Consider the following 17,522-nt stretch of genomic DNA (forward strand, 5'->3'; position numbering starts at 1 on the left):
CTCTTCTGAATTTCACCTGTTATACAAATTCATGGCTTTATCCCCGTCCTCTTTGGCCCACAAGGTTACCGCCTTTATCCCCTTATCCAGGATCTCCTCCAGAACGGGGAGCTCCTCCTTGGTAAAGGAGGCCAGAACATAGCGGGCAGAATCCCAACCGGCGGTCGGTCTGCCGATACCCACCTTAAGCCTCCAGAAATCCTCCGTTCCCAATTCGGCAATGGTGGATTTAATCCCATTGTGTCCACCGGCGCTTCCCGAACTTCTCAGGCGCAGGCGGCCGATGGGCAGATCCATGTCATCGTAGACCACCATAATATCCTTCGGGGCAATCTTATAGAATTGGGCCAACTCCCGAATAGAACGGCCACTTAAATTCATAAAGGTCTGAGGCTTAAGCAGATAGACCTTCTCTCCCCCCATCATTGTCTCAGCCACCAAGCCTTGGAACTTGGGGCGAAAATCCAGTTTTAATTCTTCAGCTAAGCAATCCAGCAGGAGAAATCCGGCATTATGCCGGGTCTCCGCATATTGTCCGCCTGGATTGCCCAAACCGGCGATAAGCTTCATGAAACTCCACTCCTCTAAGCATATTGAAGACATCCCGTGAATACATTGATGATAGCAGATTTATGTGTTCTTGCACAAGAAATAAGGGGGTATTACGATTGAAACCAAGTAAAGAATTTTTATCCTTACCGATCGTCTCCCTAAGCGAAGGACAGCATATCGGATATGTGAAAAGCCTGGTCATAGACGCTCAGGCCAAAGCTCTGGCCGCCCTGGTCATCGATCCCAAGGGCTTCTTCAGAGACCAGCGTATCATTCCTTATGCTAAGGTCGTCAGCGTCGGTGCTGATGCCATTACCATCGACAAAGGAGCCTATGTAGAAAAGTCCGCCAGCCTGCCCGAAATCTTAAGCCTGATCAAGGAAAAACTGACCATCATCGGCACCCGGGTTATTACTCAGAGCGGCAAAACCCTTGGCGTAGTGGAAGAATATTATGTGGACCCGGATACGGGCAAAATCACCCAGATGGAGATTTCCGGCGGAAAGATCGAGGGGTTCTTCAGCGGCAAGGCCATTCTCGAAGCTGACTATGTGGTCACCATCGGCCAGGATGTTATCGTGGCTCAAAAAGGCTGTGAAACCAGTCTTATGATAGCCGATAAGGGAATCAATGATACCTTTAAATCCGTCCTCCGCTCCACCTCCAATCTGGCTTCGGGAACAGGCCAGGCCTTTGGTAAGATCTTCAGTAAAAAGGATAAAGACAAAAAAAAGCACTCTGCCAAGGGAAAAGCCAAAGGCAAAGGCAAGGATGCCGCAGATGGCAAGGCCCCTCTTACCCCTGTCATTGAAGGGGAGAGCGTGGACCCCATTCAAGATCCCCTGGCCGCAAAGGATGAGAACATTCTGTCCCCGGCCGGCGATCAACCTACTGAGGCAGCCATCATAGAGGAGTCCTCTCCGGAATCCCCAGAGACTTTTCCTGCCGAGCAGCCTCCCGAAGCCTGCCCGGAGCTCAGCCAGGTGGCTGAAACCCCTTCGCCAAAAGAACCCCTGGGATAAGGAGAATGCCTAAAAAGCCCATATAATTAAAACTATTCATCCACTTGACCACACCCCTGATCATCAGTGTACTCAAAACACACTGGCGATTAGGGGTGTGTACTGTTAAGCGCGTTAATATCCATCGTCCGGATCATGATGCCTTCTTGTCTTCACCATCCCCGGCACGTCTACATACCCTATAAGTAGGTTCACAAAAGAAAGGGCGTGCCGATAAAATGAATGCTCCAACCGGTCAACGCACTCCCCTGGTCATCGCGGCGGAAATCAACGCCATTAACCAGGAATCCAGAAGAATACTGCTGAAGAATGCCATCGAGGTGGGCCGCCGCCTCAAAGAAGCCAAGGAATTGCTTAACCATGGGGAATGGATGAAATGGCTTAAGGAATCGGTCAGTTATTCCAAGAGTACAGCCGAAAACCTGATGAACCTTTATGACGAGTATGGTCCGAAACTTCTCCCTTTATCAGATGACGATCCAAATTCCCAAACGTTTGGGAATTTGACATATACCCAGGCGGTCCTGCTCCTTGGTCTTCCCGATGAAAAACGTGAAGAACTTGTTACTCAGAATGATCTTGGCACTATGACCACCCGGCAATTGACTCAGGCCGTCAAAGAACAGAAGACACCCGTCCCGCCCCAGATCCCTAAAGATATCCAAATCCAATACGTCAGCAGAACCGTCAGTCCCCAACGGGAGAGCTTTACCAAAACCGAACCGGCATCTGCCCCTGCCCCCTCTCTCGTCAGAACTATGAAGAAAAATGCACCGCCTGCTGCCAAACCATCGCCGATGCCTTCCAGGAGCTGCTGACCGCCCTGGGCCAGCTCGCCAAGCTTGACCCCCAAACCAAGGAAAAATGCAGCCAGGATGCCGGTCAACTAGCCTCATATATGGTAGAACGGCTCAAAGACTGGCCCCCTGTGGCCGGCACCAATATGAAAGGGGTCCAAACCTACTCCACTTACGAATGGGGAGGATAAACTTGTCACCCCTGTCTCCCTGGGGACATAGACTATAGAGACGGAATAAACCGTCCTATTATGATAAAAAGGGAGATGTTAAAAATGGCAGTAGAATCATTGCCTCTAAAGGCATCCCTAGTGGTTTCCTTTCAGGCGGGGATCACCCCAGCCGGGGCTCCCATCATCAGAAAAAAGACCTTGAGCAATATACGCTTTGATGCGGCTGAACAGGACCTATATGATATCGTTCATGCGCTGTTCAGCCTGACCGATCATCCGGTATTGGATGTGGTCCTGCGCAAAGATTACGAACTGGTCGATGAAGGGTAGCTTCGGCTGCGGATACTCTTACAGACATCTGTGGTATTAAGGTGATTGATACCACGACAACCGTCTGGTCGATCCGCAAAAGGCTTGGACAGCGAAGCTGCCGGCAGATTTTGCCGGCAGCTTCGTAAAACCTATCAACGCTCATAATGAATATTGGACTTCGTATCCCACGGGGCAGATGCTTTCTCCTGTTCTGCGGCATAGCCCAACGCCTTTTGCAAGGTCTTGTCTATAGTCAGGACTTGCTTGCCATTTCCTCTTGACAGCAGTTTTCCCCGATAGGGTATGTCATTGATGACTCCGCATACAAAAATCGTGCCCTTTGGCATTTGAAAAACTTCTTTGGCGTCAAAGGGTATTTCCATTACTGTCAGACGGCCATCCTTGCCTATCTGTGACTGAAATTTCACCATTTTCGCTCTCCTGACTCCGCTTGGGTTTGATGGGCACCAACAGATCAAGTTGTGTGCCAAAGGGCGATGTATCTTCAAGATGATGGATGGCATTGAGTTGTTCTTCCAGAGAAGGATCGGCGCTTGGATCGGCCGGATCTGTCCGGGGCGAAAAGTCCACCTCAAACTGCTTTTTGACAAGGGGCGCGGGCACCTCCATATCGCCGGGGATAGACACCCATGCTTCATATCCCAGCGAACCGCCCGACTGTTCGCTGGCCGGATTATTAAACCCGATGCGGCGGAAATCCGGTTTAAGCTCCACAAGTCCGCTCTCTTTAATAAATGTGCTGATGGCCGTACCCACCACTTCCTCCTGATTGTCGCCGGTGCTCTAACAAGATGCTACCGTCATCGGAGGCAGGTATAGGATGCGAATGTCTTTGAGTTGTTCCAGTATTTCACTGGCCCGGTTCAGTTCTTCCATACTCGTTTCCTCCTTTTGGGAAAGGGTTTTAATCGAAAGAGCCTGTACCAATTTCATGACCTGTTCCTGCTCAAAAACATGGGGAGATAGTGACGCGGCTTCCGCGTCATAGGCGCGATAGGCGTACCCCGGCAATTTGCTGCTCCGCAAAAGTCCCAATTGCTCATAGTAGCGGAGCGTGCGAGTGGATACGCTGTACGCTTTGGAAACTTTGGATATGGGCTGTAGTGTCATGGTTTTTGCTCCTTCTTATGCTAAGCATACAGTACGACACGACGTCAAAGTCAAGCCGACAAGGAAAATGCTCCATAAAACAAACTGATCTCACCTTTATCATAAAACAAAAGAAGTCGATTGCAATAGCGACCAACTTCTTTTAATAATAATTGCAGTTGAGATGGTGAGATTTGTGCTGCAACTCAGGTCAATTGCCGGTGGACGAGATTAGCGAAAATGCCGCCCTTGCTCATCAGCTCATCATAGGTGCCACTCTCAACGATTCTTCCCTGATCCATAACGATGATCTTGCTGCAGTTAATGATCGTGCTCAAACGGTGAGCGATGACGATCCGGGTGACTTTCAACCGGTCGAGGCTTTGACTGACCATAGCTTGGGTTCGATTATCCAGAGCACTGGTAGCCTCATCAAAGAATAGTATTTTCGGCTGATTAACTATAGCCCGGGCAATCATCAAACGTTGCCTTTGTCCGCCTGAGAGGGTCGAGGCTCCTTCGCTGATCATGGTATGCATTCCCATGGGCATGGCCTGGATATCCTCCTCCATTCCGACCATTTTGGCCGCAGCCCAGGCATCATCGATCGTGAGATAAGGATTGGCACCCACAATATTCGTGAAAATATTCCCTGACATGAGCTGACCATTTTGCAGCACAACGCCCAGTTGCTTCCGGATCGCCCGTATATCCACTTTTTCAAGGTCCTGGCCATCGTAATATATCTTCCCATTCTCCGGCTTTTCAAAGCCCAACAAAATCCTTAACAATGTCGACTTTCCACAACCGGAAGTGCCCACTAAAGCGATATAATCCCCCTCCTCAATCCGGAAGGATACATCGTTCAAAACCAAAGGCCCATCCACTTTATAGCGAAAAGAAATATGATCTATTTCGATGGAGCCTCTGAGGGGGGCGGGTGCGATTTTCGTCTCATCGTACTCCGGCAGGGTCTCCAGAATCGGTTTCGCCCGTTGATAAAGGGGGATCACACTATATGCACCCATAACCGACTCCGTCAAGGACGTCATGGACAGCATAAACGAGACAAAGGCCGCATTAAAGCCAATGAACTCCCCTGGTGTTAATCGACTATGGTCGGCAATCAAAGCATAAAAAATGATCATGCCGGCAAGGATGGGAAAAACATCATGAAAGGTCGTCAGCCAGTTCCCGAGAATCCTCCTTTTAAAGACGAACTGACGTTGTTCACTGAATCTCTCAGCCCACCTGTGAAAAACTCTAACCTCGGCACCGGCTACCCGAAACTTTGTAATACTGCCGATCAGCTGCAGCATCATCCCCGCGATTTGATGCGAAGCTACTAAGATCTTTCGTTCATAATGCACTTGCAGGTAACCCAAAAACCCTATGATCAGCAGTTCAACAGCCACTAAGATCGTGGCTACACCGGCGAGCCGGCGATCATAATAGAACATTAAAACCAGTGTAAAAACCGAAAAGATGCTGGAAAGAACCGTATTCAACGTCACACCCGAGAGAATTTTGCGGATCTGACTGATCCCCATTGCCCGCATCGCCAATTCACCGGCTGGAAACTGTTTAAAAAACGGCACAGGCAGGCTCAACAAGCGGTCCCAAATAGCTGCTTGTATGGCGCCCTCCATTTTCCCCTCGATCCGCAAGGTAGCTAAGCTGCGCACAAACTGGAAGATCATCGCAGCCAGGGCGCTGGCTCCCAGAAAAAAGGCCAGTTGGACCAGGTGTCCCCTCTCCCCCTCGGGAATAATCGTATTAAAGATAATTCCCGTGGCCAGAGGTATGGCTGTCCCCAGGATACCACCCAGAACACCCATCAGAAGAATCATCAGGAAGTCCCTGGGCCAGCTGTTTCCCCAGCCTAGGGCCAGCAGGTCACGGGCGGTGATTTTTCCCCCGGCCAAAGGGCGGTAGAAGATAAAAGCGAAGGCATCAATCTCCTGGGCCGTTTCGCAGTCAACAGCTCTGGTGACCCCCAGGGTATAATCATGGATATAATAGCTTGCCGGCGTGGCAGGGATTAAGGCAATCGGACGCCGGTCTTCCTTCATATAGCCCAGGAGGGGGCCGCTATCCTGGGTATACCAATCGCCGTGCAGGGACACTTCCCTCACCCTTATCCGTGAAGCCCGGGCGATCTCCTCCAGCAACATCACTTGGGGACTGCCCGGGACTTCGGGGGGTGCGGCGATCCCGATCTGCATAGTTTGACCCACGAGGCGGCAAGCGTCCAGCAGGGGATCTCCCGTCTGCCCCGCCAGGACTTTGGCCTCCACTTTTTCCGTGATGGCCGCCAACCTTGTGATAGCGTTGGCCATCAACCGTTGATCGGATCGGCTTTTCTCTGCCAACCTTTTTCGCTCTGCTGCTATTTTTTCGTCCCAAAGATCGCTCATCCCTTGCAACACGTGCGAATGGTACCTTGCGCGAAGTGAATCATTAGTTAAATACTCATATTCAGATAGCACCACCTCGGCGGTGGGCGCAACTTCATCTTGAGAAAATACGAGGCCGGAGGATGTCCTTGCTTCCCGGAAGATGTCCCCGCGTTGGCTGATCCGGGCTAACGTATGAAGCCATTGGCCTATAGCCCCGTAAATCTTCCCCCCATGAACCGGCCCTTGGCGCTCCTTCTGCGCTTCGCCGTCAGCTTCTTCCTCCCCGTCCCCAAGCAGCCCTGTCAGTTGTCCGATGTCAAGCCGCAGCAGACGCGAGCCCGGTAGCCCTGAGACCAACAGGCCTTTTTGGTGAGGGGAGCCTTCAGGAGTTATCCCGAAAAGCCAATCACCGGCCCGGGCTTCAAATAAGAACGTTTTAGTCCCCGCCTGCAGCTGATTTTCCATAGTCGCCAAAAAGACAGCCGCCTTCCCCCGCTCCACCAACCAAACAGAGCTATCCCCCTGAAGAAACAGTGGTTCCTGGCCATCCAGAGGGATACTCATTCCCGCTTGCTTCACGAACTCCCCATAATCTATCTCGCTCACCTGCCGATCACGACTGTTTATTTTGCTTGGCCCACATTCAACCCGTAGCGATCAGTTTGGCATAAGTCCCTGCACGCTCATGCAGCGACCCATGGGTTCCCCGTTCAATAATCTTCCCCTTTTCCAGCACAATGATCTCATCACAATCCCGTATCGTACTGAGCCGGTGGGCAACAATAATGCAAGTACATCCCCGGTAACGAATATGTTCATCCACTTTTTTTTCCGTTATGGGATCAAGAGCGCTGGTGGCTTCATCCATAATCAGAATGGCCGGATTCTGGGCTAAAGCCCTGGCGATCTCCAGTCTTTGCCTCTGACCGCCGCTATAATTTTTACCGCCCTCTTCCACCATTTGCTCATAGCCCCCCGGACGGGCGGTAATATCATCATGGATACAGGCATCCCTGGCAGCCCGGATCATCTCGAACTCCGAAATAGTCCCATCCCAGAGGGTAATATTCTCTTTGACCGTCCCCTGGAGCATACATATTTCCTGATCCACCATAGCTAAGGAATTGCTGATCACTTCCTTGGTGAAAGAGGAGCGGGGTTGCCCATCAAAAAGAATTTCACCTGACCAGGGATGATGGATGCCGGCGATGATTTTAGCGATAGTGGATTTGCCGCTGCCGGAGCCGCCCACAAGCGCTACCCGTGACCCCGGCCTTAAACTTAGGCTGAAATCCTCGATCAATGGCGGTTCCAAAATGCTATAGCCAAAGGTAATGTTCCTGAGTTCCACATAGCCGGATAGCTTCTGACCGGCCGGGGTTGCCGCTGTTCCCCCTAAATCCACCCGCTCCCCTCGACCCTCCTGATCCCCTTGCTCCCGATCGAGGGGATAGTTTAATACATCATCTAAACGATTCATCTCACCTGTCATTTCCTGAAGCTCAGCGCCGAGACCCACCAGTCCGGTGACCGGTGTCATGAAGCTGCTCATCAAACTCTGGAAAGCCACCAGCATGCCGATGGTCATTTGACCTTCGAGAATCAAAAAACCGCCGATCACCAGGACAAGGGCGTTATTGATCCCGGTTAGAAAACTGGGGAATACGGATAAAAACTGTGAAGAAACTCCCAGCTCCTGTTCAGCATTGAGCAATTTCGCCTGATATCCCGACCATTGAGCAAAGAAGTTGGCTTCCGAGCCTGTGGCTTTGAGGGTCTCGATAATTTGCAGACCCGCCATACCCGAGCCAATCAGCTTTCCCTCATCTTGAAGCAATTTGCGGTTCAAATCCACTCTCCGGGCCGAAACCGCAATCAAGTAAACTACATTGATGAAAGCGATCACCAACCCTACCAGGGCTAAAATCCAGCTATAGGTGAGCATTAAGGCAAAATAAAACATAATCATGAGGACATTAAGCGCCGTAGTGGCCAGTTTACCTGACAAGAGCTTCGCTACTTTATCGTTGCTTTGTATCCTGGACGTAAGATCACCGGCTGCTCGCTGGGAAAAGAATTCACTGGGCAGCCGGAAAATATGCCACAGAAACTGACCGGAGGTGGCTAAGGCGATCTTCGTCTCCAGTCTGAGCAAATAATATTGCTGCATCCAGGTTAAAACTCCTCTGAGCATGGCCGTAATGCCCATCCCCAGCAGCAAAGGCCACACCCAGGAATGGAGACCGCCCAACAAGATATCATCGACAAATACCCTGGAAAACACAGGGATTATCAAGCCGGGGATTACTAAAGCCAGACCCAATAGAACGATGTAGAGCAAGGCCTGCTCTGAGCCTTTAAGCCTTTTCCTTAAGGCCAGGCTCAAACTAGGTTTTCTGCTGTCCTTTTGAAATTCAGTTGTCGGTGTAAAGGAAAGAACAATACCCGTAAAAGCCAGGTTGAATTCTTCCTCGGAAACGGTTCTCCTGCCTGCCGCCGGGTCGTTGAGGACTACTTTTCCTTTATGGAAGCCTTCGAGAACGAGGAAGTGGCTGAAATTCCAGTGAATAACCAGGGGCAGGGGCATCCTGCGCAGGGCTTCCGGTTCTTTTCGGTAACCCTTTGCTTCCAGACCATAATTCCTGGCGGCTTTCAAAAGATTGCTGGCTTTGCTCCCATCCCGGGATACCCCACAGGCAATTCTTAATTCCTCCAGGGTGATATACTTTCCATGATAAGCCAGAATCATAGCCAGGGACGCCGCTCCGCACTCCACAGCTTCCATCTGCAGCACGGTGGGAACCTTGACGATTTTCTCTTTTACCACCTAATCCCCCTCTTTTCCGGCCCGCTTACCCCTTAAAAAGGGATGATTTTCTGAATGGGTTTCTCCCGCTTGGTGATAATTTCTGTGGTAATGATGGTCCCACTCTGAAAAGACATGGGCGGCCCCAGGGGAGATGACCAGCGATAGCCGCTCTCCGTAGCGCTGTCCGGAACCAGGTCGATCTTCACCAGTAAAGGGGCACCCTGTCCTGCCAAAAAGGCGACCAGGCTTTCATTGCCCAAGATCTGCATCATACTTTGCGCCGTTGCCGGATACTCTGCTACCCTATTCACCCTCCCCAGCAAGTAGCCGTACTCCTCTTTATTGACCGTGGTCGGAGAAATCTGACATTCCATGCCGGGACGGAGCAGTCCACCCTGCTCGGCCGGAACATAAACCACGGCTTCCAGCTTGACTGTATCACCATACTGTTCAAGGGTTGCCAGGGTATCCCCCGGTTTGATGATACTTCCCTTGCTCATAGTTAACTCCAAGATACGGCCATCAACTTCTGACACAACCTGGGTCTGATAGATCAACTCACTGCGCAGCTGCTGTATCTGTTCTTCGATACCAGCCAAGGCCGGATCTTCTCCCTGACTGTTCCTGTTCAGGTCGGCCTGGCTGCTTAAGAGCCCCTTGATTTGATCGACCAGCTCCGGTTGCTCAATCCTGGCGACGACATCCCCCTGCCTGACCTCCTGCCCCACCTTCACCCGAATATCACTGACCTGACCGGAGGCGTGATGCTGCAGAGAAAACACGCCCCCATTGTTCAGAAGTATACCTTGTCCCTGAATTTTCGTGGGGATGCTCCCTAATAGTCCCCAGGCGACCCCGCTCATAAGAATCAGGCCTATAGCCAGCAAGGCCAGCCAAGCCTTAGGTGACGTTACCTGAATCCGCTGATCAAGCTGCTCCGGGGAGGACAGTCTCGTCAAGGAAACGTCACGAAATAACCCCTGCCTCATCATCTTCACCTCCCCTAATGCCCAAGATACTCAAACCGTCCGTCCCTGATCTTTTTCAACACTACCAAATCGCCGATGTCATCACCCCGCCCATCAAACCGGTGCACCCCCATCACGCCCTCCCATGGTCCCAAGTCCCTTAACTCCTGGGCAAGTGTCGCCGGATGGGTCAGATCGGACTTTTCCAAAGCAGCCGCCAACAGGGTGACCGCATCATAGCCTGCTGCCGCATAGGAGGTAGGTGGTTGCTGGTATTCCCGCTGGAAGGCTTCCACAAAATCCTGAGTCCTGGAACCCGGACGCTGGGGGTTAAAGAAAGAGCCTACCAGTAACCCTTCCGTCGTCACCCCGGTGTCTTCGGTCAGGGAAAGGGTGTCCCATGAATTGCCGGCAATTAAAGGAACCCCAATGCCCACAGTTTTAGCATCCACCAAAAATTGAGCTCCCCCTCCTGTCGCGGTCTTAGCAACAAATATCCCATCCATACCAAAGGCTTGCCATTTATCATGCAAGCGTTCCAGATCCTTCAGATTGCCATAGTAGTTAAAACGATCGACGATCGTTATTCCTTGGACACGGGCATAGTCTTCAAAGGCATTGGCCAAACCATTGCCATATGAATCATCGGTGTAATAAATAACCATCCGCTCATGGCCCTGCTCTGCAAGATAAACCGCCAGTTGCCGGGCAATCTCTTGATCCGAGGGAACATTGCGAAAGACATGAACATACCCATGATCAGTCAGGTCAGGTGAAGTCGAAGCCGGGGATAGCATGACCAATCCGGCTTGATCATAAATCGAGGCCGCTGGAATCGAGATAAAAGAATTGCGATGACCAATCACAGCCTGAATCCCTTCATTATCCGCGAAGGCTTGAGCGATGGCCAGTCCCTTTTCCAGCTCTGCCTCGTCATCAGCCTTAACCAGGCCCAGCTTGCGTCCCTGTACACCACCCTGCTCGTTAATCTCTTGAACGGCCAGCTCAAGACCCTCGGCAAATAAATCATCGAGAGAGGCAAAGGGCCAGGCAACACCGATGAGGATTTCCTCACTCGGGTTGGCCTGGGTACATCCCAGAGGCCATAAGCTGAGCCCGAAAACGAGGATCATCGCCAGAGATTTCTTGATCTCCCTGCTTTTCAACATATCCACACCTCTATACCTTACTCTCCTATTTATCCCATTTGTATCAGCCTAAAAAAACCAGAAGGATTTGACTCATCCCCATCTATTTAATACGTCAGATTTGATCATCCATTACAGAGATCTTTGCTATGAAAGCAATTCCATCCTTATGTTCTGTAATGCTCCTGCCCTTTTTACGTATAAACTGGTAAATGGACATTAGGGAGAGAACTATATGAGCAAAAAGGAAGTCAGTCCCTTTCACCTGTTTGAATACCGAGGCCATCCTTATCTGCTGAATATCGAAAAGATGGCGGCCCATCCAGTGAGCACGGAGCTTTTGCCAATCTTGCATAAAGTTGGGGAGCCGCAAACAAGACTTCCGGCCGCTCAGGAAGAAATCCTCAGGTCGTGGGACCTGATTAGAGAATGCAAGGAAAAGGACACACCTGTCGCGCAGATGGAGCCTATACCGATCACTTATATGTACCTTTTTCTCACCCAATCCTGTAATCTGCGTTGTATTTACTGTTATGGCGATGGCGGCAACTACGGAACCGGCGGCAGTATGGATATCTCCACAGCCAGACAAGCAGTGGATTGGCTTATCGGCAAAGCGGGCAAAATGAAAAAGATCTATCTGGGCTTTTTTGGGGGTGAGCCCTTTATCAATTTCCCCCTGATGAAAGCCACTGTGGCCTATGCCAGCAGAAAAGCTCAGGAAGCCCACAAGGAAGTGGAATTCTTTGTGACGACCAACGCTACGTTATTGGATGAAGAAAAAATCGCCTTCATTCAAGAGCATCAACTTTCCGTGCAGATCAGCTTTGACGGACCAAAGGAAATCCAGGATGCCCAACGTCCCTATGCCAACGGTCAGGGCTCTTATGACTCGATCGTGCCGAAAATTAAAAAATTACTGGCCCTCGCTCCTAAAGTTTCCGGACATGCGGTGCTTTGGGGGGATACTGATCCTCAGCTTGTAAAGGCTACCCTGCAGGACCTAGGATTGACCTCCCTCTCCCTTTCCCCGGCTTCCCATTCCCTCTTCCCTGCTGAGTCTGAAAAAAAACAAGGCATCCGCAAAACGCAAAGACAACTCCGGACTTTGGAACAAGAGGCCAAGGACTGGTCACACCATATCCGGAGCAGGGACCAGGATACCCTCCGTAGTTTAAAAGCAAGCAACGAGGGATATGGGGTTTATTCCGGTATATTGGCCCTGCTGCATCATCGCCATAAGTACCATTTTTGTGGTGTGGGCCGTAAAATGGTGGGGATCTCCGTAACAGGGGATATCTATCCCTGTCACCGCTTTGTGGGCAATGAAGCGTATAAACTGGGACATGTCAGCGAAGAGGCGTTTAACCGAGCCGATTATCTCCAAAGCTCTCTCTACTCTCAGGCAAACTGTGTCTCCTGCTTTGCCCGCTATTATTGTGCAGGCGGCTGTCTGCATGATCATCTTAGCTCCAGCGGCTCCCCAGATGTTCCTGCAGAAGAGATCTGCCGCCTCAGACGCCGTGAATTGGAACTGGCAGCCGTCATCGCAGCCAACCTCAGCTCTGATGACCAGGCCTTCCTAATCAATGAACACATTATTCCTCCCCAACCCTGCCCCCTGGATTTTTAAGAAGCACTAATGAAAGGAGAATCGCCCAGTGGGCGACTCTCCTTTTTATCAACGCAGGGCATTTTTAGAATGTTACCAGATCAGTTCCTTCAACCCACAAGTATCTACGACACAAGATCCCCCGGCAACAGCATCCAGCTCGCTGTCACTCATTTCCTCACCAAGCTCCTTTAGCTCGGCAGCGCTAAAGTCGAAGCCTACCTCTTTGACCAGTGCCCGGCGCTCTTCCGCGTCCTTGGCTGCCATAACTTTCTTGGCAAAGTCCTGATCGGTTTTCATTTTCTCCATGAAAGCTTTTGCGGATTCGATACTCATTTTCTGTTCCCTCCTATTATTTGTGCACCCTGTACACAGATTAGCTTCTTCAACCGTTAATACGTTTTGCTCCGGATAGTATTACAACAGATCATGACAAAACTTTTCGTCTTCAGCGATTACATTTTACAGTTTGGACATCCCCTATCCCCGGCACTGTTTCTTAACCTTGAACCACATCTGGGACATTCCTGCCACCCAAGCTGCTGAGCAAAACCTGCTGCAACATACTCCAAATCCTCTTCAGCTAGTTCTTCATCTCCACTGAATTCCCTTAAGCCAACCGGATTGGCCTGGCCTAATTGGGCTAAGATCTTTTCCTTTAAGCTACCGCGAAGCTTGCTGTTCGAGCTTAAATCCTGGGTCAGAATAGTTTCGGCTAAGAATAAAAGCTTTCTAATTTCAGGATCCTCCACCCCACCCAGGTCTTTTTCTCCGGCAATCATCCGTTCCAGATAAGCCAAATAACTATCTGCCTGTTGTTTTTCATTCATAGATACACATCCCTTGGCTTGCCAAGATTATGCGCAGCTGCCGCATGGCCCGAAAAAGGATGACACCTGTATTGCTTTCGCTGATACCAACGAGCTTGGCGATCTCACGATTGCTTAAATCACTCCAGAACTTTAGTGCAATGATCTCCTGTTCACGTTGGCTTAAGGAAGCAATGGCCTTGAGGAGATGCTGTTGAATCTCATTTAATTCCACCATAGCCACCGGGTCCGGCTCACGGGCTACGATATCTTTTGTATAGCCATCAAGGGAAATAGTATGTACTCCCTTTCGGCTGCGATAGTAATCGGTAATCGTGTTACGGGCAATGCGAAAAAGCCAGACAGAGAAAGGAGCTTTGTGCTCTTGGTAAGAGTGACCTTTGGTAAACACTTTCTCAAGGATTTGGCTGACCAGATCTTCGGCATCATGATAATCAGCTACCCGATAATGCACATAATTATTAATCCGGGGAAAGTACATCGTGTATAATTCCGTAAAGGAGGTCTCATCCTTTTGAGCAAGTCCAATCAACTCTCTTTTTTCCACTTGAGTAAGTATGGTCGCTCCCCCCTCTGCCTGAATACTTTTGCTCATAGCCTGATTATAAAAACCTAACTACCACCAAAAGTGCCACCATATGTTCACTTCGCCTTAGTGGAAAAAATGCGGATGTCGGGCTGGGACATAAAAAAGAGGAAAACCAAACTTTTGGTCTTCCTCTTCAAGTCATCTATCTAATGTCCCATCTGCGCACACCGCCGTGTCAATTCCCTGGCGCTTGACTTATCCCCTGATTGGGCATAGCCCTCCTGAAGAACCGCCGCCGCACTAAGAAAGAGTTCCTCAAGGCGGAGCCTCGTGCCTTCCGCCCACAGTGCCTCTAAGTCATTCAGATAGCGGCCGGTGTAGTGTTCCACAACCTTTTGGGCGTTGGTAAAGTTTGGCTGCCACGCAAAGTCAGCTGCCGCTTGCCGGAGGGCGTCGAGATCACAACGAATCTCAGCCATCTCCAAACGGTACAACCCCCGCTCATACAAGATCGGATTACCGGCGCCTGCACTCTCAAACGCCCGCTTTATCTCACCCCGGCGGGTATGAAATAAACTGGTGACATTAGCCTCGCTGTCCCACCACAGGTCATTGAAAATGCGTTCTTTCGCAACGCCTTCACGATGCTCCAGCAGGTAAGCCAAAAGTTCACGGGCTTTCTGGGTGCGTATCTTAATCGGGCTTTTCCGCTCATGGTCAGGAGCTATGTAAAAGGTCCCCAGGGTGTTGATATAAACCCGAACACTGGTATATCCTCCATAGTTGAGCAGCTCGCGGGTATAGTCCGTCATGATGCCTGCCTCCGCCGCCTGCTTCAAGACAGCTGCAAAAAGCGGCTTAAAGCGGATGTAGTAGCGGTGGTCATATTGGCGGGAGAGCCTCAGAAAGCGATACGTATAGCTCCGGGCCTGCTCTTCGTCACCTTCTTCCAAATAAATGGCCGCCAGCTTGCCATAAGCGAGGGTCGCGTAAGCATAGCAGCCGATTTCCTCCCCAATGCTGATCGATTTCCGATAGTATTCTATAGATTGCTCCCTATTCTTTTTATGCACCTGCAGGGCATTCGCCATCCGTCCATAGGCCACAGTCTGAAAAAAGGGAGTAGTATCTTGAATAAGCATCAGTATCCCCGCCGTAATTTCCTCAGTTTTCTCCGGCTGTCCAAAGATTTCCGTACAAGCCTTCCAGATCTTCACAAATAGCCAGTGCTCGCGGGTGCTGCGATTTAGTAGCGCATAGTCTTCCGCCATATTCAGATAGCGATCAGAGACTGAAAAATCAGCGGCTTCCCCCAAGTAATAGTTTAATTGCTCTGCAGTATTAAGGGTTTCGGCATACAACAGATAATTGATGCTGAATTCTTCATGAAGCCCCAATTGGCGCATCCGGTAAAGCTCCGCATCCAGCAAGGGCAGAGCCTTGTCTTCCTGCCCGGCAATCTGATAAGCCTTGGCCGCATAGACTCCCACACCATGGCGCATCAGCTGATCCTGCTCTTCCTGTGGAATAGCCAGGGATTTTTCATAAGCCTGCAAGCAATGTTTATAATCCCCTTTGTAAAAATAAATCACTGTGAGATAGCGCTCGAACCAGCCCTTAATTCTTAAATCCCCATTCACTAAGCACTTATTCATCATCCCTATTGTTAAATCCAAGGCTTCAGTCAGTTGGGAGGTGAGGGTCAAGTTGTGAATCTTTTCAATGACCACACCATACCAAGCTACCATGGGCGCGCCTTCCAGCAGAGGGAGCAGGCTATCCAAACACGCATTGCTTTCAGGGAAGGAAGCCCTGTTGCGCTTCACTCTTGCCAAATGGGTCATAGCCAGTATATAAAGATCCTGCTCATCACTTTTTAACTGAGGCATAACAACCCTCAGGTATTTTTCTGCCTGGTAAAAATCACCGCCATCAGAAAGGTAAATTCCTTTGACCAGTTGAACTCTTGGAGTCAGTTCAACGTGGCGAGCCTCGAGAAAATCGAAATATCTTTTCAGGTTTCTGCTGCTCCCCTTGGTGAAGAATTCCCCTGCCATAGCACTGAGACAGGCGTGGACTATTCTCTCATCCTCTGCCAGGAGGGCGTATTCAGCAGCCCGCCCATAGTCCCCGCTCTCATAGCAGCTGTCCTTGGCCTTGTGCAGAATCTCCCATCCCCTGCCCTCATCATTTTGTTGTAAAAAATTGCGGAATAAGGTGTGGTAGCGATAGGAGGTACTTGAAGTTCTCAGCGTAAAGAGGTTCCGATGCATCAGTTCTTCGAGAATCTTTTGTGAATGCCTGATATTCAGCAAATGGTTGCACACTTGAACTTCCAGCTCCGGAAGCCGGGAAGTGGCTTTCAGGAAATCCCGGATTTCCTCTGTGATTCCCATGAATATCTCATTAAATAGATAACGGCTAACATCACGGTCGGCATCAAGCCTGGCCAGCGAGAACTCTTTGTTGCCCTCTGCGGCCAAACGATAGGATTGGATGGCTAACGTCCATCCCTCAGTGGCTGAATAGGCCGCCTCATCAAAAAATCCCCATAGCCTTGCCGCTTCCTCCTGACTGAAGCACAGATCCTTTTTGGTCAGCTCGACAACCTCACCGGCCACCTTTAAGCGGAAAAGACTGCTCCACAATTCATGGCGGCTGGCCATAATCAGGGTAAGATTAGGGGGACTGCTCTTTACCCATTCCGTGAGAAGATCGATCAACTGATGATTGGTGATCACATGAACATCATCCAAAATAATGGTCAGTGTGCTGCTGCCAATCGCCTTCAGCAACCCAGAAAGAACAACCGCGGCAAAGGTATCGCTCCCCGCGAAAGGAATATAGTCTGTGGCATGAAATTCAAACTGTACAAGCTTCTCCCTTAGGGAGGATTCCAAATGCTGCAAAAAGAAGAGCGGCTCCCGATCCTTACCATCAAGGGCCATCCAGACGACATCATCACGTCCTTTGGCATATTGCAGCAAAAGGGTCGTCTTACCATAGCCCGCATCAGCATGTATGTAAGTAAGCTGAGTGCCGGGAAGGGCAATTTTATCCAGCAAGCGGGGGCGTTGAAGAAGTGCCTCAGTGACTTTTGGCCTTATGTTCCCCAACTTCATTCCCCCTTCCCATTGTCATACTATTGTTAAAACTCTAACCATTAATTAGAGCTTGCCTGCTAAAAATCCTTCTCCCTTACGCGTCATCATGCCGAAAAAAATAAAGTGCGCCTCCGCAACTGGAGACGCACTTTATTTT

At 50.3% G+C, this 17,522-nt stretch carries 15 protein-coding genes and 1 pseudogene; 4 read left to right on the forward strand and 12 right to left on the reverse strand.

Annotation, left to right across the window (positions count from 1 at the left end):
* Nucleotides 1–12: 12 nt before the first annotated feature.
* The gene (gene pth, locus DESLBE_RS16065; RefSeq protein WP_144677537.1) at nt 13–570 is read right to left on the reverse strand and encodes an aminoacyl-tRNA hydrolase; all 558 of its coding nucleotides are present in this window, start codon (nt 568–570) and stop codon (nt 13–15) included.
* Between the two features lie 98 nt (nt 571–668).
* On the opposite strand from pth, the gene DESLBE_RS16070 reads away from it, so the two are divergent.
* From DESLBE_RS16070 to DESLBE_RS16080, 3 genes and pseudogenes are all read left to right on the forward strand, one after another.
* The gene (locus tag DESLBE_RS16070; protein WP_144677538.1) at nt 669–1,574 is read left to right on the forward strand and encodes a PRC-barrel domain-containing protein; all 906 of its coding nucleotides are present in this window, start codon (nt 669–671) and stop codon (nt 1,572–1,574) included.
* Between the two features lie 218 nt (nt 1,575–1,792).
* Nucleotides 1,793–2,562, forward strand: a pseudogene (locus tag DESLBE_RS16075) (DUF3102 domain-containing protein).
* A gap of 84 nt (nt 2,563–2,646) precedes the next feature.
* Nucleotides 2,647–2,874: a DUF1659 domain-containing protein gene (locus tag DESLBE_RS16080; RefSeq protein ID WP_144677540.1), complete on the forward strand. Its 228-nt coding sequence runs from the start codon at nt 2,647–2,649 to the stop codon at nt 2,872–2,874.
* Nucleotides 2,875–3,008: 134 nt separating this feature from the next.
* On the opposite strand, the gene DESLBE_RS16085 is transcribed toward DESLBE_RS16080, so the two are convergent.
* From DESLBE_RS16085 to DESLBE_RS16110, 7 genes are all read right to left on the reverse strand, one after another.
* On the reverse strand, nt 3,009–3,287 hold the full coding sequence (locus tag DESLBE_RS16085; RefSeq protein ID WP_243131326.1) for a DUF1905 domain-containing protein: 279 nt from the start codon (nt 3,285–3,287) through the stop codon (nt 3,009–3,011).
* Nucleotides 3,223–3,633, reverse strand: coding sequence for a GyrI-like domain-containing protein (locus DESLBE_RS27070; protein WP_243131327.1), 411 nt, complete (start codon nt 3,631–3,633; stop codon nt 3,223–3,225). Before DESLBE_RS27070 ends, DESLBE_RS16085 begins: the two co-directional genes overlap by 65 nt.
* 27 nt (nt 3,634–3,660) lie before the next feature.
* Entirely contained in the window at nt 3,661–3,987 is a 327-nt protein-coding gene (locus DESLBE_RS27075) for a MerR family DNA-binding transcriptional regulator (RefSeq protein WP_243131328.1), read from the reverse strand.
* Between the two features lie 185 nt (nt 3,988–4,172).
* Nucleotides 4,173–6,971, reverse strand: coding sequence for an NHLP bacteriocin export ABC transporter permease/ATPase subunit (locus DESLBE_RS16095; RefSeq protein ID WP_144677541.1), 2,799 nt, complete (start codon nt 6,969–6,971; stop codon nt 4,173–4,175).
* Between the two features lie 37 nt (nt 6,972–7,008).
* Complete coding sequence (locus tag DESLBE_RS16100) at nt 7,009–9,192, reverse strand: NHLP family bacteriocin export ABC transporter peptidase/permease/ATPase subunit (protein WP_144677543.1); 2,184 nt, start codon at nt 9,190–9,192, stop codon at nt 7,009–7,011.
* Nucleotides 9,193–9,224: 32 nt separating this feature from the next.
* Nucleotides 9,225–10,163, reverse strand: coding sequence for an NHLP bacteriocin system secretion protein (locus DESLBE_RS16105; RefSeq protein WP_144678663.1), 939 nt, complete (start codon nt 10,161–10,163; stop codon nt 9,225–9,227).
* Nucleotides 10,164–10,177: 14 nt separating this feature from the next.
* On the reverse strand, nt 10,178–11,311 hold the full coding sequence (locus tag DESLBE_RS16110; protein WP_144677545.1) for an ABC transporter substrate-binding protein: 1,134 nt from the start codon (nt 11,309–11,311) through the stop codon (nt 10,178–10,180).
* A 214-nt stretch (nt 11,312–11,525) separates the two neighbouring features.
* On the opposite strand from DESLBE_RS16110, the gene nlpM reads away from it, so the two are divergent.
* The gene (gene nlpM, locus DESLBE_RS16115) at nt 11,526–12,923 is read left to right on the forward strand and encodes a nif11-like peptide radical SAM maturase (protein ID WP_144677546.1); all 1,398 of its coding nucleotides are present in this window, start codon (nt 11,526–11,528) and stop codon (nt 12,921–12,923) included.
* Between the two features lie 72 nt (nt 12,924–12,995).
* On the opposite strand, the gene DESLBE_RS16120 is transcribed toward nlpM, so the two are convergent.
* The 4 genes from DESLBE_RS16120 to DESLBE_RS16135 form a co-directional block, all read right to left on the reverse strand.
* Nucleotides 12,996–13,238, reverse strand: a complete 243-nt coding sequence (locus DESLBE_RS16120) for a Nif11-like leader peptide family natural product precursor (RefSeq protein ID WP_144677548.1) — start codon at nt 13,236–13,238, stop codon at nt 12,996–12,998.
* A 119-nt stretch (nt 13,239–13,357) separates the two neighbouring features.
* Nucleotides 13,358–13,732 carry a hypothetical protein gene (locus DESLBE_RS16125; RefSeq protein ID WP_144677550.1) on the reverse strand — a complete coding sequence of 125 codons (375 nt, stop codon included), beginning with the start codon at nt 13,730–13,732 and terminating at the stop codon, nt 13,358–13,360.
* Nucleotides 13,725–14,327 carry a sigma-70 family RNA polymerase sigma factor gene (locus DESLBE_RS16130; protein WP_144677552.1) on the reverse strand — a complete coding sequence of 201 codons (603 nt, stop codon included), beginning with the start codon at nt 14,325–14,327 and terminating at the stop codon, nt 13,725–13,727. Before DESLBE_RS16130 ends, DESLBE_RS16125 begins: the two co-directional genes overlap by 8 nt.
* A gap of 140 nt (nt 14,328–14,467) precedes the next feature.
* Nucleotides 14,468–17,383: a hypothetical protein gene (locus DESLBE_RS16135; protein ID WP_144677553.1), complete on the reverse strand. Its 2,916-nt coding sequence runs from the start codon at nt 17,381–17,383 to the stop codon at nt 14,468–14,470.
* Between the last annotated feature and the right edge of the window lie 139 nt (nt 17,384–17,522).

The organism is Desulfitobacterium sp. LBE (assembly GCF_007830365.1).
GTDB lineage: Bacteria > Bacillota > Desulfitobacteriia > Desulfitobacteriales > Desulfitobacteriaceae > Desulfitobacterium > Desulfitobacterium hafniense.